This is a genomic window from Serratia proteamaculans, assembly GCF_013337185.1.
In the GTDB taxonomy this organism is placed as follows: domain Bacteria; phylum Pseudomonadota; class Gammaproteobacteria; order Enterobacterales; family Enterobacteriaceae; genus Serratia; species Serratia proteamaculans_D.
In genome coordinates this window covers 757089-776333 of the sequence record NZ_SWDE01000001.1, presented here as the reverse complement: position 1 = coordinate 776333, position 19245 = coordinate 757089, and the positions used below count along the sequence as shown (strand labels likewise).

At 57.1% G+C, this 19245-nt stretch carries 15 protein-coding genes; 4 read left to right on the top strand and 11 right to left on the bottom strand.

Features of this window, described 5'->3' with window-relative positions; genetic code table 11:
* Positions 1–157 precede the first annotated feature (157 nt).
* The gene (locus tag FCL49_RS03570) at positions 158–2248 is read left to right on the top strand and encodes a prolyl oligopeptidase family serine peptidase (protein ID WP_174352458.1); all 2091 of its coding nucleotides are present in this window, start codon (positions 158–160) and stop codon (positions 2246–2248) included.
* Positions 2249–2328: 80 nt separating this feature from the next.
* On the opposite strand, the gene dtpA is transcribed toward FCL49_RS03570, so the two are convergent.
* From dtpA to rsxD, 5 genes are all read right to left on the bottom strand, one after another.
* Positions 2329–3849 carry a dipeptide/tripeptide permease DtpA gene (gene dtpA / locus FCL49_RS03565; protein WP_174352457.1) on the bottom strand — a complete coding sequence of 507 codons (1521 nt, stop codon included), beginning with the start codon at positions 3847–3849 and terminating at the stop codon, positions 2329–2331.
* Positions 3850–4447: 598 nt separating this feature from the next.
* The gene (gene nth, locus FCL49_RS03560; protein ID WP_135316384.1) at positions 4448–5089 is read right to left on the bottom strand and encodes an endonuclease III; all 642 of its coding nucleotides are present in this window, start codon (positions 5087–5089) and stop codon (positions 4448–4450) included.
* Positions 5089–5787 carry an electron transport complex subunit E gene (locus FCL49_RS03555; RefSeq protein WP_135316385.1) on the bottom strand — a complete coding sequence of 233 codons (699 nt, stop codon included), beginning with the start codon at positions 5785–5787 and terminating at the stop codon, positions 5089–5091. The genes nth and FCL49_RS03555 overlap by 1 nt, the downstream gene beginning before the upstream one ends.
* A complete protein-coding gene (gene rsxG / locus FCL49_RS03550) occupies positions 5784–6413 on the bottom strand; it encodes an electron transport complex subunit RsxG (RefSeq protein WP_174353453.1) in 630 nt (209 codons plus the stop codon). Before rsxG ends, FCL49_RS03555 begins: the two co-directional genes overlap by 4 nt.
* Positions 6414–6422: 9 nt before the next feature.
* Positions 6423–7508, bottom strand: a complete 1086-nt coding sequence (gene rsxD / locus FCL49_RS03545) for an electron transport complex subunit RsxD (RefSeq protein ID WP_174352456.1) — start codon at positions 7506–7508, stop codon at positions 6423–6425.
* Between the two features lie 380 nt (positions 7509–7888).
* Between rsxD and FCL49_RS03540 the strand changes: the two genes are divergently transcribed.
* Positions 7889–8782 carry a helix-turn-helix domain-containing protein gene (locus tag FCL49_RS03540; protein WP_174352455.1) on the top strand — a complete coding sequence of 298 codons (894 nt, stop codon included), beginning with the start codon at positions 7889–7891 and terminating at the stop codon, positions 8780–8782.
* A gap of 35 nt (positions 8783–8817) precedes the next feature.
* On the opposite strand, the gene rsxC is transcribed toward FCL49_RS03540, so the two are convergent.
* From rsxC to FCL49_RS03510, 6 genes are all read right to left on the bottom strand, one after another.
* Positions 8818–11046, bottom strand: a complete 2229-nt coding sequence (rsxC, locus tag FCL49_RS03535) for an electron transport complex subunit RsxC (protein ID WP_174352454.1) — start codon at positions 11044–11046, stop codon at positions 8818–8820.
* A complete protein-coding gene (rsxB, locus tag FCL49_RS03530; RefSeq protein WP_012144971.1) occupies positions 11039–11611 on the bottom strand; it encodes an electron transport complex subunit RsxB in 573 nt (190 codons plus the stop codon). The genes rsxC and rsxB overlap by 8 nt, the downstream gene beginning before the upstream one ends.
* Positions 11611–12192: an electron transport complex subunit RsxA gene (gene rsxA, locus FCL49_RS03525; protein ID WP_085116624.1), complete on the bottom strand. Its 582-nt coding sequence runs from the start codon at positions 12190–12192 to the stop codon at positions 11611–11613. The genes rsxB and rsxA overlap by 1 nt, the downstream gene beginning before the upstream one ends.
* A 271-nt stretch (positions 12193–12463) precedes the next feature.
* On the bottom strand, positions 12464–12904 hold the full coding sequence (locus tag FCL49_RS03520) for a DUF2569 domain-containing protein (protein ID WP_174352453.1): 441 nt from the start codon (positions 12902–12904) through the stop codon (positions 12464–12466).
* A 160-nt stretch (positions 12905–13064) separates the two neighbouring features.
* Positions 13065–14570: an L-arabinose isomerase gene (gene araA, locus FCL49_RS03515; protein ID WP_174352452.1), complete on the bottom strand. Its 1506-nt coding sequence runs from the start codon at positions 14568–14570 to the stop codon at positions 13065–13067.
* 31 nt (positions 14571–14601) lie between these two features.
* Positions 14602–16287, bottom strand: coding sequence for a ribulokinase (locus tag FCL49_RS03510; RefSeq protein ID WP_174352451.1), 1686 nt, complete (start codon positions 16285–16287; stop codon positions 14602–14604).
* A gap of 361 nt (positions 16288–16648) precedes the next feature.
* Between FCL49_RS03510 and FCL49_RS03505 the strand changes: the two genes are divergently transcribed.
* Together FCL49_RS03505 and araG are read left to right on the top strand one after the other, a co-directional pair.
* Entirely contained in the window at positions 16649–17632 is a 984-nt protein-coding gene (locus tag FCL49_RS03505; RefSeq protein ID WP_012144975.1) for an arabinose ABC transporter substrate-binding protein, read from the top strand.
* 60 nt (positions 17633–17692) lie between these two features.
* Positions 17693–19228: an L-arabinose ABC transporter ATP-binding protein AraG gene (araG, locus tag FCL49_RS03500; protein ID WP_174352450.1), complete on the top strand. Its 1536-nt coding sequence runs from the start codon at positions 17693–17695 to the stop codon at positions 19226–19228.
* The last annotated feature ends 17 nt before the right edge of the window (positions 19229–19245 follow it).

Sequence of the window (19245 nt, the reverse complement as noted above, 5' to 3'; positions counted from 1 at the left end):
GTGTGGGCGCAGGCTTTGACTCGGCCCCGCCAAACGCCTACTTTATTGAAAATGATTCGTATTAACTGTCAAAGGGAGTTTGATTTTGCCCATCAACCACAGTAACCGCCGCCAGTTTCTTAAACTCAGTGCCCAAACTGCAGGAGCCGTATTCGCGATGACTTCATTACCTAACAGTATCCGCCTGGCGATGGCGGCAGAAGGCGGCGCCAGCGCCACCGATGAATTTTTATGGCTGGAAGAGCTGCAGGGCAAGGCCGCACAGGCGTGGATCAAACAGGAAAATCAGCGCACCACCGCGCGCTTTGCCCAGGGCGAAGGCTTCCAGCGGGTGGAAAAACAGGTGCTGGATATTCTCAATAAAGAGAGCCAAATTCCGTGGGTCGCCAAGCGCGGCGATTTCTATTACAACTTCTGGCAGGATCAAACCAATCCGCGTGGCTTATGGCGACGCACCACCTTGCAGGAATACCGTAAAGCCAAGCCGGTTTGGGAAACGGTGCTGGATATTGACGCTCTGGGCAAGGCGGAGGGCAAAGACTGGGTATTCCACGGCTCGCAGTCGTTGGCACCGGAATACCGTTATTGCCTGCTGGAACTGTCGCCGGATGGCGGTGATGCCACCGAAATCCGTGAGTTTGATCTGGTCAGCAAAGAGTTTGTCAAAGACGGCTTTGTGCTGCCGGTAGCGAAAAGCCAGGCCTCGTGGATTGATAAAGACACGCTGTTTATCGCCACTGATTTCGGCGCAGGCTCGATGACTCAGTCCGGCTATGCGCGCATTGCCAAACGCTGGCGGCGCGGTACACCGCTGAGTGCCGCTCAGACGCTGTATGAGGCGCAACCGCAGGATATGACGGTGTTTGCTTACCACGACCAGACGCCGGGATTTGAACGGAACTACGTGGGCCGCAGTCTGGATTTCTATCGCCGTGAAACCTATCTGCTCAATGAGCAAGATCAACAGGTCAAAATCGACATTCCCGCCGATGCCGAGTTCAGCACGCACCGCGAGTGGATATTGATTAAACCGAGCAGTGACTGGGAAGTGGGCGGAACGCGCTATCCTTCGGGCTCACTGCTGGCGGCCCATTTCGACGACTATCTGGCGGGCAAGCGTGAGCTGACGGTGTTATTTGCCCCGACCGCACAGGCGGCGCTGAGCGGCTACAGTGGTACCCGTGACCACCTGATCCTCAGCATCATGGACAACGTGGTCAACCGACTGGAAGTCCTGACACCGCAGGGAAAAACCTGGCAGCGCAAGCCACTGGGCAAACCGGGGGCAATTAGCACTATTTCCGCTGGCGGCGTCGATGACGAAACCAACGATTATTTCCTGACCATCAGCGGATTCCTGCAACCGACTTCGCTGTATCTGGGCAATCTCGACGGCGGTGAGGCAGAGCTGCTCAAGCAGGGGCCACAGGACTTTGATGCCAGCGGCTATCAGGTCAGCCAGCATTTCACCAAGTCTAAAGACGGCACGCGGGTGCCGTATTTCCAAATTTCAGCCAAGGGCATCAAGCTGGACGGCAGTAACCCAACCTTGCTGTATGGCTATGGCGGGTTCGAGGTGTCGCTATTGCCGGGTTACATGGGGGCAAAAGCACCGGCCTGGCTGGAACGCGGTGGGGTGTATGTGGTGGCGAATATTCGTGGTGGCGGTGAGTATGGTCCGGCCTGGCACCAGGCGGCGTTAAAGCAAAATCGCCATCGCGCCTATGAGGATTTTGCCGCAGTGGCGGAAGATTTGATTGCGCGAAAAGTGACATCGTCACAACATCTGGGGGCGCGCGGCGGCAGTAACGGTGGCTTGCTGGTGGGCAATATGCTGACGTTATACCCGCAGCTGTTCGGCTGCATTGTCTGTGAAGTGCCGTTGTTGGATATGCAACGCTATACCCAACTTTCTGCCGGTGCTTCCTGGATTGCCGAATACGGCGACCCGAGCAAGGCGGAAGAATGGGCCTACATCAAAACCTTCTCGCCGTATCACAATATCAAAGCCGGTGTGGCCTACCCGCCGGTGCTGTTTTATACCGCCACCAGTGACGATCGGGTTAACCCGTCGCACGCCCGTAAAATGGCGGCACGCATGCAGCAGATGGGGTATCCGCAGGCCTACTTCTATGAGAATACCGAAGGCGGGCACAGCGCCGCGGCGGACAAGAAACAGGCCGCATTCCACGGCGCACTGGTCAGTGAATTTATGTGGGTCAATCTGAGCGCTAAATCCACAGCCTAAACCGCAGGGCGCTGACATAAAAAAGCCGGGGCAAATTAATGCCCCGGCTTTTTTTTACCTGTCTGAAACCCTGTCAGCAATCAGTTGGCGATAGCGGCCGCCTGAGCTTTCTTCTCGGTATCTTCTGCGGTGTCCAGCGTCATGCGATACAGCTTCGGCGCGGTCAGCATCATCAGAATGGCGATGACGGCGGTGGCGATACCGATTTGCATAAACACGTGGCTGTAGATAGCCAGAGAAGCGTGCGCATCGTTGATGTTGGCAGGCACGGCAGTCAGGCCAGCGACCTTACCGGCAATCAGCGCGGCGGCGGCAGTGGTCAGGAACCAGGAGCCCATGATAAAGCCCATCAGGCGTTGCGGCACCAGCTGTGCGACCATGGCCAGACCCAGGCCGGAGATCATCAGTTCGCCGATACTCTGCAGCGCATAGCTCAGGATCAACCAGTTAACCGAAACGATACCCTGTTCATTGGCGAAGCTGGCACCCCAAGGCAACACCAGGAAGGCACCGGAGCACAGGATCATACCGAAGGCGAACTTGTGCGGCATCGGCAGACGGTCGCCCATCTTGTTATACAGGGCCGCCAGAATCGGGCTGGCCAGCATGATCCAGAATGGGTTCAGTGCCTGATACTGCTCAGGTTCGAACGCCAGACCCAGGATATTGTGCTCAACGTTATGGATAGCGAAGAAGTTCAACGAGGTTGGCATCTGGGCGTACAGCACGAAGAATACCACCGCTTCCAGCATCAGCAGGAAGGCAACGATCATCTTGCGACGTGCCGCACCGTGCAGGGCAAAGGCTTCTTTAGCGAATACGATCACGATGCCGATGGAGATCAGCGCCAGCGCCCAGCGGGCAACCACCTGGTTGTGCAGCAGCCAGCTTGAAATGGCGACCAGCGCAACCACGCCAACCAGCACCATCAGCAGTTTCTGTATGTGCAGTGGTTTGAAGTCAGGCTTGGAACCGTGGTTCTTCACCCACTTGTGACACACCATAAAGTTAACCAGGGTGATCAGCATACCCACAACGCTCAGTGAGAACGCGACGCTCCAGCCATATTTCACTGCCAGCCACGGGGTGGCCAACATCGACAGGAAAGAACCGATGTTGACGGACATATAGTACATGGTGAATGCACCGTCCAAACGCGGATCGTCTTTCTCGTAGCAGGTTGACAGCAGGGAGGAAGGGTTGGCTTTGAACAGGCCGCTACCTACGGCGATGGTCGCCATACCCAGGTACACCCAGAAAATCTCATGGCCGGAGTAGGCCACCATGGCATAGCCGACGGCCAGCACCAGCGCACCCAGCACGATCACGCGCTTGGAGCCCAGCACTTTGTCCCCAAGCCAGCCGCCGATGGCAACGAAGCCATACACCAGCGCACTGAAGGAGGAGAACAGGGTAATCGAGTCGGCTTCACTCAGACCCAGCATCTTGACCAGATAAACTGCCATGATGCCTTGCAGGCCGTAATAACCAAAACGTTCCCAGAGTTCGATGGAGAAGATCAGGTAAAACGCTTTAGGTTGTTTGAAGGCGTTGAGACTCACGCTTTCAGGATGTTCGCTGTTGTTGTTTGCAGTTGACACTGGTACCTCTGATTTTTCACTGCCCCGACTCAGAAAGACGGGAAATTGCAAAAGGTGATGCAGGACTGCATCCTTCTGCGTTGTTATAGGATGGGATGACGGCGGTTAATGTTCACTATCTTTGTCAACGAGGCAAGGCGTTTGTCATATTCTGTTACATATAACGCTCACGAAGTGAAACGACCATGTTGCAAATGTTATGCAGCATTAACTTTCGACTTTGTTTGCTTTGCCGAGTTTTTGTTTTGATTAAAAGCTATACGGAATTTAAACAGTGATATATTCTGCTGCATTGGTTTTTGATGGTTCATATCAATAGGTGTGGTGAATAATCCATTGGAATGTTGTGCATATGGCGGTTTTTGTAAAATTTTAGAAATTTGGGAAAACGGCTCTGGCGGTTGTGACGACAATGTGATCGTCAAAACGTGAGACTTGCCGCAATTTTTGACTAATTTTTCGCTTGAAAATAAGCGGGAAGTGAGTTTTTCACTAAAATCCGTGGAAACACCAAGGTTACTGCTGCTTGATATCACATTTCCGATAAAAACCAGGTCAGTGGCGGGGCTGAAAGGGGCGATGAGTGCGCCCCTCGAGATCAGGCGTCGGGATAAACCTTCTCTTTAAACTCGCAGAGGTCTTCAATCATGCAGGAGCCGCAGCGGGGTTTACGTGCGATGCAGGTATAGCGGCCGTGCAGGATCAACCAGTGGTGGCAATCAACCTTGAACTCCGCCGGCACCACCTTCAGCAGCTTCTCTTCAACCAGATCGACATTTTTGCCCGGTGCGAAATTAGTGCGGTTACAAACGCGGAAGATATGGGTATCGACGGCAATGGTCGGCCAGCCAAAGGCCGTATTGAGCACCACGTTGGCGGTTTTGCGGCCGACGCCAGGCAGAGCCTCCAGCGCCGCACGATCTTCCGGTACCTCGCCGCCGTGCAATTCCAGCAGCATGCGGCAGGTTTTGATCACGTTTTCGGCCTTGCTGTTAAACAGGCCGATGGTCTTGATATAGCCTTTAACCCCATCGACGCCCAGAGCCAGCATGGCGGCCGGCGTATTGGCCACCGGATAAAGCTTGGCGGTGGCCTTGTTGACGCTGACGTCGGTCGCCTGCGCGGACAGCAGCACGGCAATCAGCAGCTCAAACGGCGTGGTGTACACCAGCTCGGTGGTCGGGTGTGGATCGTTGTCACGTAGTCGGGTAAGAATTTCCAGCCGTTTTTGCTTATTCATTATGCTTTCTCTGCCTGTCCTTGTCCCTGCGCCGGTTCGGCCAGTAACGCTTTGGCCGTACGCGCCTTCATCCTTTCGTCAATCAGGTATTTAACCGCCAACAACAGGCCCAGACCAATAAAGGCACCCGGTGGCAGCATCGCCAGCAGGAAAGGGCTGTCGAAGTGAACCACCTCAATCCGCAGTACCTTGGCCCAACTGCCCAGCAGCATATCGGCACCGTCGAACAGGGTACCGTTACCCAGTAGCTCACGCATCGCACCCAGCGTCACCATCACGCCGGTAGCCCCCAGACCAATCGCCAGCCCGTCCAGTGCGGACAGACCGACCGGTTTTTTAGAGGCTACCGCTTCGGCGCGGCCGACCACGATACAGTTGGTGACGATCAGCGGGATAAAGATCCCCAACGACTGGTAAAGGCCGAAGGCATAGGCATTGATCAGCATTTGCACGATGCTCACCGCGGCAGCGATGATCATTACGTAAATCGGGATACGGACTTCATTCGGTACCCAGCGGCGCACGGCGGATATCGAGGTATTGGTCAGTATCAGTACCAGCGTGGTCGCCAGCCCCAGCCCGAGGGCGTTGGTGACGGTCGAAGTCACGGCCAGCAGCGGGCACATCCCCAGCAATTGCACCAGCGCGGAGTTGTTCTTCCACAGCCCCTGGACAATCAGATCTTTGGCTTCACTCATTCGCTGGCTCCACAGGCAGGTAAGCTATCAAGTTTAGGCGGCAGCGTTTCCATATACAACGCCGTGCGTCGAACGGCATTGACCACCGCACGCGGCGTGATGGTGGCGCCGGTGAACTGATCGAACATACCGCCGTCTTTCTTCACTGCCCAACGTTTATCGTCCGGGCCGTCAATTTTTTTGCCGCTGAAAAACGAGATCCAGTTCGAAATACGCAGTTCAATTTTATCGCCGAGGCCAGGGGTTTCATGATGTGAGACTACCCGGGTCCCCAGCACGTTACCGCTGAAATCGGCACCGACCAGCAGTTGAATGGCACCGGAATAGCCGTCCGGTGCGGTGGTTTCCAGTGCCGCGGCGGTGGGCTGACCGTTTTTGCGTGCCAGATACAGACGATGCGGCGAGCCATTGCCCAATGCCAGACTGCTAACCAGAAAACACTCGGTCTGCATGTTGTTGTCGTAATGTTCCGGTGGCACCACCTGATCAAGCAGCGACTTTTGCTGTAACGCAGCCTGGTGGGCGATGGTGCTTTGCGTCAGGCTATGGACCACCGCCGTCAGGGCGGTGGTCACTGCGGCAAACACCGCAAGCGTGGTGCCATGCTTTCTCATTGAATTTAGCATCATGGCTCCTTAGCGATGGCCGTACACGCGGGGCTGCGTGTAGTGGTCGATCAGTGGGACGGTAATGTTGGCCAGCAACACCGCAAAGGCGACGCCATCCGGATAGCCACCGTAAACACGGATTAACCACACCAGTAAGCCCACCAATGCGCCGTAAATCAGGCGGCCTTTCGGCGTGGTAGAGGCACTGACCGGATCGGTGGCAATAAAGAACGCGCCCAGCATGCTGGCACCGGAGAACAGGTGGATCAGCGGCGAGGCCTGCTGCGCCGGGTCAAGCCACCAGGCCACGCCGGAACACAGGGCGATAGCCGCCAGCATGCTGAACGGGATCTGCCAGTGGATCAGACGACGCCCCAGCATAAACAGGCCACCGGCCAGGAAACCGAGATTAACCCATTGCCAGCCGATACCGGCCAATGCGCCACCGAACAGCGGCTGTTGCAGCACCTGTTCAACGGTATGGCCACTGCGCAGGCCGGTTTTGAAACCGTCCAGCGGGGTGGCCTGGCTGATGCCGTCGATACCCATTTGCAGTTCGTGGATAGTGGCACCCTGCGTCGTGTGGCCACTGAAAATAGCCAGCAGGGTATCCTGGAACGACAGCGCAGTCGCCCGCAGTTCATCCGGCGGTAACCAACTGGTCATCTGTACCGGGAAGGCGATCAGCAGCACCACATAACCGACCATGGCCGGATTGAACGGGTTCTGCCCGAGGCCACCATACAGCTGTTTGGCAATCACAATGGCAAAGAAGGTGCCGATGACAATCATCCACCAGGGGGCCAGTGGCGGCAGACTGATGCCCAGCAACAGGGCGGTCAGCAGGGCCGAGTTATCCGCCAGCCGGGTGCGTACCGGCAATTTGCGCAGCGAAAGGATGATGCCTTCCGCCAGCAGGGCGACGATCATCGCCAGTGCGGTCTGAACCAGCGTGCCATAGCCAAAAAACCATACCTGTGCAGCGATACCGGGAATACAGGCCAGCATCACCCACAGCATGATACGGCTGGTGCTTTGCTGGTTATGGGTGAAGGGGGAACTGGCGATGTGCAAGCCTTTGGCGGCTGTGGGTTGTACCGGCCTGAACTTCATAGAGAACTACACCTATCTTTGCCGGACATCGGCAGGTTCAACGCGCCTCTCAGCGGAGACGCAGGAAAAATTATAGCGCTGTATTCTACCTGAATCACCCTGAGGGTAATACGTCTTAATTGTAGGGCTATTAGGCTTTTAGCACGGCATGTACTCCGAAATTTCTCAGACCTATGGCGCGATCGGATTTTTCTTGGTTATATATTCGGGTTAGGTTGGTAGTGCAAGAACGAAACTGCCGGCATTAATGACCGGTGACAGGCGATAACCTCTGGATTGACATGGTGTTTTTGGTTCGTTTTTTCGCACAAAATAACAACTTTTACATAATCTATGTGGGTTATTATCCCGAGTATTATTAAGTTAGTGAATGCAAATTAATGACAAATGAAGATGTATTTTTTATTGAAGAGCTAATTGAGTGGGTTGAGATACATCTGGAGAAACGGCCAAACCTGGACGAAGTCGCGCGCATTTCCGGCTACTCCAAATGGCACCTGCAACGCAAGTTCAAACGCATTACCGGTATTCAGCTCGCCACCTATATCCGTTCGCGCATTCTGACGCGGGCCGCCGTGGCTTTACGTATTACCCATCGCTCTATTATCGATATATCAGACGAACTGGGCTTCGACTCGCAGCAAACCTTTACTCGCATGTTCAAACAGCGTTTTGAAACCACGCCCAATCGTTACCGTTCGATGGAACGCTGGGACGTGAAGAATCTGATGCCACGTTTTAGTTTTGATGCCAACTTTGCGGCCGACTTCTATCCCGAAGTGAAGCGCCTGACGTTGCCGGATATGCAGTTGGTGGGATACTCGCGCCAGCTGGATTTCGCTGGAGAGAACGGCATCGAACATTCGTCCTGTATGGCGATGAAGGATGAGATTTTTACCGATTTCTTCCGTGGATTAAGCGTGGAGTGCCGCCGGGTGTACAGCATCCATTCCGTCCGTAATCGGGGGGAGAATGAGTGTTCGGCTACTCATGTCATGGCGGTAGAGCCTGAAAACAAAAAGGATATTCTGTCAGGCTACCAGATAGACAATATCCCTATTGCCGGGCGTGAATATATCTCTATCAACCATCAGGGGAGCGCTATGGAATGCTCCAAATTCTTCGCTTATCTGATTACCCACGTAATGCCAGGGTTGCGCCATGAGGTGAAGGGCAGCGTGGAGATGGAGATTATTCAAACCAAGGAATGGAATCAGGACTCGAAGATGCGTCAGATTGACGTTGATTATACTTATCTGATTTCTATCGATTAAAAGGCGCCTTGCGTTCTGCAAGGCACCTCACTTTGTCACTCTTTATCCGTATCCGCCGTGGTCAGATTTTGCGCCGCTCTTTTAGCTTTGGCGCGGGCAATGGCGGCTGCGACTGCCGCCTTGCGCGGGTCTTCTTCCGTTACTGCTGCTGGCGATTCGGCTGGCGTTTCCACCACTGCGGCTTGCTGCGCGGCTTTCTTGGCTTTGGCGCGGGCAATGGCGGCTGCGACTGCCGCCTTGCGCGGGTCTTCTTCCGTTACTGCTGCTGGCGATTCGGCCGGCGTTTCCACCACTGCGGCTTGCTGCGCGGCTTTCTTGGCTTTGGCGCGGGCAATGGCGGCTGCGACTGCGGCCTTGCGCGGATCTTCTTCCGTCACCGCTGCTGGCGGCTCGGTCGGCGTTTCCACCACTGCGGCTTGCTGCGCCGCTTTCTTGGCTTTGACTCGCGCCAGTGCGGCGGCAACCGCGGCCTTGCGCGGATCCTCTTCTGTCACCACTGCTGGTGATTCGGCAGGAGTATTATCCACCGTCGTCTGCTGCGCCGCTTTCTTGGCTTTGACTCGTGCCAGTGCGGCTGCAACCGCGGCCTTGCGTGGATCTTCATCTTCGCTAGCCGATGCCGTTACCGGTGCTACAGCAGTTTCCTGCTGGGCACGGCGTTCACGAGCCTGCGCTTTACGGGCTTCACGGGCAGCGATCATCTCGCTGTTGTCCGGTGCGTCGCCGCTGATGGTGCCGGTCGCCGGAGTAGCATTCTTACTGCGCACTCGCGCCAGGGCAGCCTGAACCGCATCCTGGTCGCCATCGGTCAGTTTGACTGCCGCTTTCTTATGGCGCTCTTCGCGCGCCAGTTTTTCACGTTCCAGACGCGCCAGCTTGGCTTCGTAACGCGCCTTGGCTTCCGCCGTGCGTGCCGCTTCCAGATCGATAGCTTTGATCTCGGCCTTCTCCTGGCGGTAGTACTGCACCAGCGGGATATTGCTCGGGCAGACAAAGGCGCAGGCACCACATTCAATGCAGTCGAACAGATTATGATTGCGGGCTTTTTCGTGTTCTTCACCGCGGCTGAACCAGTAAAGCTGCTGCGGTAACAGGCCCGCAGGGCAGGCGTCAACACACAGGCCGCAGCGAATACAGGACTGCTCCGGCTCCTGCGGTGCCATTTCGCTGACCGAGGGGGCCAAAATACAGTTGCTGATCTTGACGATGGGGACATGGAGCGCGGGCAGGGTAAAGCCCATCAGCGGGCCCCCCATCACGACCATTTGCTGAGCCTGCGGCTGGAAACCGGCAAATTTCAACAGGTGCTGTACCGGTGTCCCTATGCGCGCCCACAGGTTGCCCGGCTGGCTTAGTGCCTCGCCGGTCAGGGTCACCACGCGTTCAATCAGCGGTTCGCCGTCGACAATTGCACGTTTAATGGCAAAGGCAGTACCGACGTTCTGCATCAGCACGCCAATAGCGGAGGAGTGCTTGCCGTGCGGCACTTCCTTGCCAAGCAGGATCTTGGTGAGCTGCTTGGCGCCGCCAGAAGGGTATTTAGTTGGGATCACCCGCAGGGCAATGCCGGGCTGGTCGCGCAGTGCCAGTTTCAAGGCGGCGATCGCTTCGGGTTTATTGTCCTCGATGCCGATCAGCGTGACCTTGGGTTGCAGCAGGTGACGCAGGATCTGCGTGCCTTCAATGACCTGATCGGCATGCTCCTGCATCAAACGGTCATCGGCAGTGATATAAGGCTCGCACTCTGCGGCGTTGAGGATCAGGGTTTCCACCCCGTTCATGCCGCCCTGCAGCTTGCTGGCGGTCGGGAAACCGGCGCCGCCCAGCCCGGCGATGCCGGCCTGATGAATGCGTTGGATCAACTCGCTGGTGGTCAGTTGACGGTAGTCGGCCACCGGCGCACGCTCGCACCAGCGGTCTTCGCCGTCCGGCTGAATAATCACGCACAGTTCTGCCAACCCGGAAGGGTGAGCGGTGATATGCGGTGCGATGGCGCTGATTGTGCCGGAGGTCGGTGCGTGCACCGGTACGGTACGACCGCGACCGACGGTCAGCGGCTGGCCTTTCAGCACGGTGTCGCCGACCTTGACGCACAGTTCGCCTTCCGGTCCCAGATGCTGTTGCAACGGGATAATAAACTTATCCGGCAGTGGGGCGATACGCAGCGGTACGCCGCTGGACTGGGTCTTCATTTCCGGTGGATGGATCCCGCCGTCGAAATCCCAAATCCGGTCTTTTTTGAAGGCGGCGAACAGGTTAAGCATGTTGCTCCACGTGGATCACTTGCACCGGTATCGTCTTCATGTCCCACTTCCAGTTGGCGGTAGTGGTGGCGACCGGTCTCATTTCAATACAGTCTGTAGGGCACGGCGCAACGCACAGGTCGCAGCCGGTACAAAGATCGGTAATCACGGTGTGCATGGCGCGGGTAGCGCCGACGATGGCGTCCACCGGACAGGCCTGAATGCACTTGGTGCAGCCGATGCAGTTGGCTTCGTCAATATAGGCCACCTGGCGCACCGGTTCGGCGGCGGCTTCGCTGCCCAATGGCTGCGGTTCGACGTTGAGCAATTCAGCCAGTTTCAGCATCACCTGCTCGCCACCCGGCGCGCATTTGTTAATCATCTCACCGTTGGCGACCGCTTCGGCATAAGGACGACAGCCGGGGTAGCCGCACTGGCCACACTGGCTCTGTGGCAGGATCTCATCGACCTGTTCGGCCACCGGATCTTCTTCCACTTCAAAGCGGCGCGCGGCATAGCCCAGCACCAGACCGAACAGCAGGCCGAGGGCACTTAACGCAGCAATCGCAATCCATAACGCAGTCATTAGAATTTCACCAGCCCGGTAAAGCCCATAAAGGCCAGCGACATCAGCCCGGCGGTGATCAGCGCGATGGAAGAACCGCGGAAGGGTGCAGGCACGTCGGCAACCGCCAGACGTTCACGAATGGCGGCGAACAGCACCATCACCAGCGAGAAGCCCGCGGCGGCACTAAAGCCGTATACCGCAGACTGCAGGAAATTGTAGCCAAGATTGACGTTAAGCAGCGCAACGCCGAGGACCGCGCAGTTGGTGGTGATCAGCGGCAGGAATATGCCCAGCAGGCGATACAGCGCCGGGCTGGTTTTGCGGACCACCATCTCGGTGAATTGCACCACCACGGCGATCACCAGAATAAATGACAGGGTGCGCAGATACACCAGATCCAACGGAACCAGAATAAAGGTATTGATCACCCAGGCGCTGACCGAGGCCATCGTCATCACGAAAGTGGTGGCCATTCCCATACCAATGGCACTTTCCAGCTTTTTGGAAACGCCGAGGAACGGGCACAGGCCAAGGAACTTCACCAGGACGAAGTTATTCACCAGTACGGTGCCGACAAACAGGAGCAGGTATTCGGTCATTGCGACGCCTAAAAAAATAAAAGCCGCCTATTATCGGGAATTGGCGGCCTGATCACAACATAGGGAAAGCAGGGTTATTGCCCTTTTTGCCACTTTTTGCCCATTTTTGTTGAATATTTACACAACCAAGCCCTATGAATTTCGAATCGCAGCTAGGCGCCCAGCTCGCTCATCCCCAGGCGCTTACTTAAGTAAGTAACTGGGGTGAGCGAGTGCAGGTAACAACGCTGCGGTTTGAAAGGCGACGGGCCATATTTATGTACAACGTGGTTTAGTTCTCGGTGAAGGTGCCTTTGACTCGCTTGGATCGCTTCATGTAGGGCACCAACAATGCCGCCATCAACAGAGGCCAACCCAGACTGCGCACTGCCAGTTCATCCGGCACTGGCGCAAAGGCAAAGGCTTTCACCGCCAGTAGCACGGTAATCAGCAGCCACAGCAGGAACAATTTGGGGAAGCGCTGTGAACGGTGGCAGAACAGCCACAGCAGCCACAGGGTAAAGCACCACATCGCCAGGGTGGTCAGCACCGAGAAATACCACTGCGTGCTAAACGCCTGGGCGTTGGTGAGCAGATATTCGCGCGATTCCGGCACGAAAATTGCCATGCCATACAGGAGCAGCATCAGACTGGCGCTAAGCAGGGTGACAATCAGATAGGCCATCGGGGCCAGCAACCAACCGCCGATACGGGTGTATTCAGCTTGAGACATAAACGGCTTCCTGGGTAAGACAGGTTTCAATATGACAGCCGCCTAGCTTAGCGGGTAATGCGGGCTTCGTCATCAATATCAAGCGGATGGTTGGGAGCAAGGGGGCGTGGCAGCACGTTTGGCTACCGGCAGGCGATTTTTGCCCCCGGTAGCCGGGCGATTAACGGCGGTTGAGTTGATAGTAGGCTTCGTTCCAGCGCAGTTCGTTTTTGAACGCCGGCAGGGTGGTGTCCTGGCCAATCAGCAGGAACTCGATGTTATGCATTTCGGCATACAGCCGCAGCATATCGGCGTCCAGCGCCTGGGAGAACACCGTGTGGTGGGCGCCGCCCGCCAGGATCCAGGCTTCGGCGGCGGTCGCCAGCGTGGGTTGGGCCCGCCAGATGGCGCGTGCCACCGGCAGCTTGGGCAGCGGGTGCGGTTGTTCCACGGTGTCCACCTGATTGACCAGCAGGCGGAAGCGATCGCCCATGTCGATCAGGCTGGCGTTGACCGCCGGGCCGGCCGGAGTCGAGAAAATCAACCGCGCCGGATCGGCCTTGCCACCTATACCAAGCGGCTGGATATCCAACAGCGGTTTGGCTTCTTTGGCGATCGACGGGCAGACCTCCAGCATATGCGAGCCGACCACCAGATCGTTCCCCGGCTGGAAGTGATAGGTGTAATCCTCCATAAAGGAGGTACCGCCGTGCAACCCATCGGCCATCACTTTCAGGATGCGCAGCAGCGCGGCGGTTTTCCAGTCTCCTTCGCCGCCAAAGCCGTAGCCCTGCTGCATCAGGCGTTGTACCGCCAACCCCGGCAGCTGTTTCATGCCGTGCAAGTCTTCAAAGTTGGTGGTGAAGGCCTGGAAGTTGCCCTGTTCGAGGAAGCGTTTCATGCCCAGCTCGATACGCGCCGCGTCTATCAGGTTTTCGCGTTTTGCGCCGTTGATTTTTGCTGCATCGCTCAGCACATAGCTGGCCTCATACTCTTCAATCAGCGTATCGACATCGCCACGGCTGACTTCGTTAATGACGCTGACCAAATCGCCAATACCATAGGCATTGACCGAGTAACCAAACTGGATCTGTGCGCCGACCTTGTCGCCATCGGTCACCGCCACCTCACGCATATTGTCGCCAAAACGCGCCACTTTAAGCTGCTGCCCGGCCTGTTTGGCGCTGGCGACGCGCATCCACTGGCCAATGCGCCGGTGTGCCTCGGGATCCTGCCAGTGCCCGGCAATCACGCTGTGCTGCTGGCGCATACGGGCGCCGATAAAGCCGAACTCACGGCCGCCGTGGGCGGTTTGGTTGAGGTTCATAAAGTCCATATCCATGCTGTCCCAGGGCACCTGGGCGTTGAACTGGGTATGGAACTGCAACAGCGGTTTATGCAGCACGGACAGACCTGCGATCCACATTTTGGCCGGTGAGAAGGTGTGCAGCCAGGCCAGGATGCCAATGCACTGCGGCTGATAGTTGGCGTCACGGCACAGGGCGGTGATTTCATCCGGCGTGGTGACCAGCGGTTTCAGCACCAGCTTTACCGGTAAGCCGGCTTCGCGGTTAAGGCTTTCCACTACCTGTTCGGCGTGCGCCTTGACCTGTTGCAGGGTTTGCGGGCCGTACAGATGTTGGCTGCCGATGGCGAACCAGACTTCGCGCTGCTTGAATGCATTCATTAAAAAAGACTCCTCTGTATTGGGTATGGGCTTAATTTGCTGAACCGGAGGTCGGGGCGTAGCGCGGCTCGGCGGCCTGGCACCATTGTTGATAGCGTTGATAAAGTTGTTGGTAACGATCGACGCGCTGCGGATCGGGCTGCAGGGTGCGTTCGATGCCGCAGGCCATCTGGCGCTGGGCTTCGGGCACGCTGGTGAAACGGCCGGCAGCGACGGCAGCAAAGATGGCAGCACCCAGCGCGCAGCACTGATCGGAGGCCACAATTTGCAGCGGTCGGTTCATCACGTCGGCGCAGGCCTGCATGATTGCCGGAGATTTACGCGCAATGCCGCCCAGCGCCAGCACGTTATCGACCGGAATATCCTGCTGTTCAAAGCATTCCATAATGGCGCGAGCGCCAAAGGCGGTGGCGGCGATAAAACCGCCGAACAGCGTCGGTGCATCGGTGCCGAGGTTCAGATCGGAGATCACGCCTTTCAGCCGCTGGTTGGCGTAAGGGGTGCGTCGGCCGTTAAACCAGTCCAGCACCACCGGCAAATGATCCAGTGACGGGTTTTCCACCCAGGCATCGGTCAGTGCCGCCAGCAGACCGGCTTCAATCTTTTGTAGCTGCGGTTGCAGTTCAGGCTGGTTTTTTGCCGCTGCATGCAACGGCCAGCTCAGCAGGCGACTGAACCAGGCGTACATATCGCCAAAGGCCGACTGCCCGGCCTCCATGCCAATCATCCCCGGCACTACGCTGCCATCGACCTGACCGCAAATTCCCTCGATGGCACGGCCGTCTACTCGCTGACGATCGGCAATCAGAATGTCGCAGGTGGAGGTGCCGATCACCTTCACCAAAGTATAAGGCTGGGCACCGGCACCGACGGCCCCCATATGGCAGTCGAAGGCTCCGCCGGACAGTACCACCGTGGTGGGTAGTCCGAGGCGTGCCGCCCATTCGGCGCTCAGAGTGCCGACCGGCAGATCGGCGGTATGGCAATCTTCAAACAGCGGCCAGGGCAGGTGTTCAACCAGCAGAGGATCGAGTGCGGCAAAAAAGGCTTTGGGCGGCAGGCCACCCCAGTCCGGGTGCCACAGCGTTTTGTGGCCGACGCTACAGCGCCCGCGTTTTAACTGATGTGGCGCGGTGGTCGCGGACAACAGCGCCGGTACCCAGTCGCACAGTTCAACCCAGGAGGCGGCGGCCTGCCGTACCTCGGCGTCCTGACGCGTGACATGCAGGATCTTGGCCCAGAACCACTCAGAGGAATAAACGCCGCCGATATAGCGGGAATAATCGGGAAACTCGCCGCTGCGGCACAGCCGATTGATGGCGTCAGCCTCTTCAATGGCGGTGTGATCTTTCCACAGCACAAACATGGCGTTGGGGTTATCGGCAAACTCCGGACGCAGTGCCAGCACCTGACCCTGACTGTCGATCGGCGCCGGTGTGGAGCCGGTGGAGTCAACGCCAATGCCAATCACCTGCAGCCGCTGTTGCGGGGACAGGCGCTGCACCACAGTGACAATCGCCTGTTCCATGGCTTCTATATAGTCGAGCGGATGGTGGCGAAAACGGTTCTCCGCCGCGTTGCAGAATTCGCCGCGCTGCCAGCGAGGGTAATAAACCACTTCGGTATCGAGTTCCGCGCCGTTATGGCAGTCGACCGCCAGCACCCGCACCGAGTCGCTGCCGAAGTCCAATCCCAGGGCAATAGCACCTGCCGTCATGATGTTGACTCCTGATGTGTTAATACGCTGTGACAACCATAGGAGCCGAAGCGCTGGGCAGGTGAGGAGCCGTTAGCTGGAAGTATGCACTTTTCTGCTTCCCGCAGTGGTTTTGTGACGGCTGTCATAAGTTGTCGCTTGGCGGAATTCGCTAAATATATGCACATATCTGCTGTATTCCACGGATGTGATAGCGCTCTACATTTCAGTAACAAATACCCGCTAAAACTTAAGCCGTCTTACTCCTGTTGTGGGTGAATGTCGCGACATAAGCGACGTGCCGACAGCAGACACCCTAATGATAACGTTTTCATGGCGAGCGGCTTTTGTCGCCACGGAGAACAAACTAGCGGAGAGCATCATGCATAAATTCACTAAGGCGCTGGTGACACTGAGTCTGGCGGCCGTTATGTCACATTCAGCTATCGCCGAGACCATGAAGCTGGGCTTTTTGGTCAAGCAGCCGGAGGAACCCTGGTTCCAGACCGAATGGAAGTTTGCCGACAAGGCCGGTAAAGACCTCGGTTTTGAAGTGATAAAAATCGCCGTGCCGGACGGAGAGAAAACCCTCAATGCCATCGACAGCCTGGCGGCCAGCGGAGCCAAGGGCTTTGTTATCTGTACGCCAGATCCGAAACTCGGCTCGGCGATTGTCGCCAAGGCGCGCAGTTACAACCTGAAAGTGATTGCGGTGGATGACCAGTTTGTCACCGCCAAGGGCAAACCTATGGACAGCGTGCCGTTAGTGATGATGGCCGCCACCAAAATCGGTGAGCGTCAGGGGCAGGAATTGTGGAAAGAGCAGAACAAGCGCGGTTGGAAATTAGCGGACACCGCAGTAATGGCGATCACCGCCGATGAGCTGGACACCGCACGTCGTCGCACCGGCGGGTCGATCGACGCGCTGAAGGCGGCCGGCTTCCCGGAGAAACAGATTTATCGCGTGCCGACCAAATCCAACGATATCCCAGGGGCGTTTGACGCCGCCAACTCAATGCTGGTGCAGCATCCTGAAGTGAAAAACTGGCTGATTGTCGGCATGAACGACAACACCGTGTTGGGCGGCGTGCGCGCCACCGAAGGCCAGGGCTTCAAAGCGCCGAACGTGATCGGCATCGGCATCAACGGGGTGGATGCGGTCAGCGAACTGTCCAAGGCACAGGCCACCGGTTTCTACGGTTCGCTGCTGCCAAGCCCGGATATCCACGGTTACAAGAGTATCCAGATGCTGCATGACTGGGTAGAAAAGGGCGTAGAGCCGCAAAAGTTCACCGAAGTGACCGACGTGGTGCTGATCACCCGCGACAACTTTAAAACCGAACTGCAGAAAAAAGGCCTGATGTAACAAGCGAGCCGCCCACGGCACGCTGTCGGGCGGCATTTTTGACTGCAGGAGGAGCACACCATGACCGCCGCATTGCCGTATTTGGCGTTTAAAGGCATAGGTAAAACCTTCCCGGGCGTGAAGGCGCTGGATGACATCAGCTTTAGCTGTCATGCCGGACAAATCCACGCGCTGATGGGGGAAAACGGCGCCGGGAAATCCACGCTGTTGAAAATTCTCAGTGGCAATTACGCGCCGACCCAGGGGGAGGTTCAGTTGCAGGGGCGGCCGGTGCAGTTCGCCAACACCACCGATGCGTTAAATGCCGGGGTGGCGATTATCTATCAGGAACTGCATCTGGTGCCGGAAATGACGGTGGCGGAGAACATTTATCTTGGCCAGTTGCCGACCAAGCGTGGGCTGGTGGACAGAAAACTGCTGCGCTACGAATCTCGCTTGCAGCTGGAACATCTCGGGTTGGATATTGATCCGGATACCCCGCTGAAATACCTGTCGATCGGCCAGTGGCAAATGGTGGAAATCGCCAAGGCGCTGGCGCGCAACGCCAAGGTGATTGCCTTTGACGAACCCACCAGTTCGCTGTCGGCCAGAGAAATTGAGCAACTGTTTCGGGTGATCCGGGAATTACGCGCCGAAGGGCGGGTGATCCTGTACGTCTCGCACCGTATGGAAGAAATTTTTGCCCTCAGCGACGCCATTACCGTGTTTAAAGATGGTCGCTACGTGCGCACCTTTGACGATATGCAGCAGGTGGATAACGCGCAGTTGGTGCAGGCGATGGTCGGGCGCGATTTGGGCGACGTCTATGGCTACCAGCCACGTGAGCTGGGGCCGGTGCGGCTGGAACTCAAGGGGCTGAAAGCGCCGGGCGTCAAAACGGCGATCGACCTGAGCGTGCGGGCCGGGGAGATCGTCGGGCTGTTCGGCCTGGTGGGTGCCGGGCGAAGTGAATTGATGAAGGGGGTTTTTGGTGCCACGCGGGTCAGTGCCGGCCAGTTGATGCTGGATGGACAGGAGATCGCCATTGGTTCACCGATTGACGCGATCCGCGCCGGTATCATGCTGTGCCCGGAGGATCGCAAGGCGGACGGCATCATCCCGGTACACTCGGTGCGCGACAACATCAACATCAGCGCACGGCGCAACAGCCTTCGCGCCGGTTGCCTGATCAACAAAGGGTGGGAGGCCAGCAATGCCGATCATCATATTCGTGCATTGAATATCAAAACCCCTGGCCCTGAGCAGTTGATTATGAATTTGTCCGGCGGCAATCAGCAGAAGGCCATTCTGGGCCGCTGGCTGTCGGAAGAGATGAAAGTGATCCTGCTCGATGAACCCACACGCGGCATCGACGTCGGTGCCAAGCATGAAATCTACCACGTCATTTACCAACTGGCGCAGCGCGGCATTGCGGTGCTGTTCGCCTCCAGTGACCTGCCAGAGGTGCTGGGGCTGGCTGACCGTATCCTGGTGATGCGTGAAGGCGCACTGTCCGGCGAATTACTGCATGACGAAGCCAGTGAGGAAAAAGCCCTTAGCCTGGCGATGCTGCGCACCCCCGATATAGCCCCTGATGCCGCTGCGGCGGTGGCCTGATTGTGAAGGAGAAAGAG

Excerpts from the sequence above, each read along its gene's own strand:
- FCL49_RS03570 (WP_174352458.1), top strand. The coding sequence starts at position 158 with ATGACTTCATTACCTAACAGTATCCGCCTGGCGATGGCGGCAGAAGGC.
- nth (WP_135316384.1), bottom strand. The coding sequence starts at position 5,089 with ATGAATAAGCAAAAACGGCTGGAAATTCTTACCCGACTACGTGACAAC.
- FCL49_RS03555 (WP_135316385.1), bottom strand. The coding sequence starts at position 5,787 with ATGAGTGAAGCCAAAGATCTGATTGTCCAGGGGCTGTGGAAGAACAAC.
- rsxG (WP_174353453.1), bottom strand. The coding sequence starts at position 6,413 with ATGCTAAATTCAATGAGAAAGCATGGCACCACGCTTGCGGTGTTTGCC.
- rsxD (WP_174352456.1), bottom strand. The coding sequence starts at position 7,508 with ATGAAGTTCAGGCCGGTACAACCCACAGCCGCCAAAGGCTTGCACATC.
- FCL49_RS03540 (WP_174352455.1), top strand. The coding sequence starts at position 7,889 with ATGACAAATGAAGATGTATTTTTTATTGAAGAGCTAATTGAGTGGGTT.
- rsxC (WP_174352454.1), bottom strand. The coding sequence starts at position 11,046 with ATGCTTAACCTGTTCGCCGCCTTCAAAAAAGACCGGATTTGGGATTTC.
- rsxB (WP_012144971.1), bottom strand. The coding sequence starts at position 11,611 with ATGACTGCGTTATGGATTGCGATTGCTGCGTTAAGTGCCCTCGGCCTG.
- rsxA (WP_085116624.1), bottom strand. The coding sequence starts at position 12,192 with ATGACCGAATACCTGCTCCTGTTTGTCGGCACCGTACTGGTGAATAAC.
- FCL49_RS03520 (WP_174352453.1), bottom strand. The coding sequence starts at position 12,904 with ATGTCTCAAGCTGAATACACCCGTATCGGCGGTTGGTTGCTGGCCCCG.
- araA (WP_174352452.1), bottom strand. The coding sequence starts at position 14,570 with ATGAATGCATTCAAGCAGCGCGAAGTCTGGTTCGCCATCGGCAGCCAA.
- FCL49_RS03510 (WP_174352451.1), bottom strand. The coding sequence starts at position 16,287 with ATGACGGCAGGTGCTATTGCCCTGGGATTGGACTTCGGCAGCGACTCG.
- FCL49_RS03505 (WP_012144975.1), top strand. The coding sequence starts at position 16,649 with ATGCATAAATTCACTAAGGCGCTGGTGACACTGAGTCTGGCGGCCGTT.
- araG (WP_174352450.1), top strand. The coding sequence starts at position 17,693 with ATGACCGCCGCATTGCCGTATTTGGCGTTTAAAGGCATAGGTAAAACC.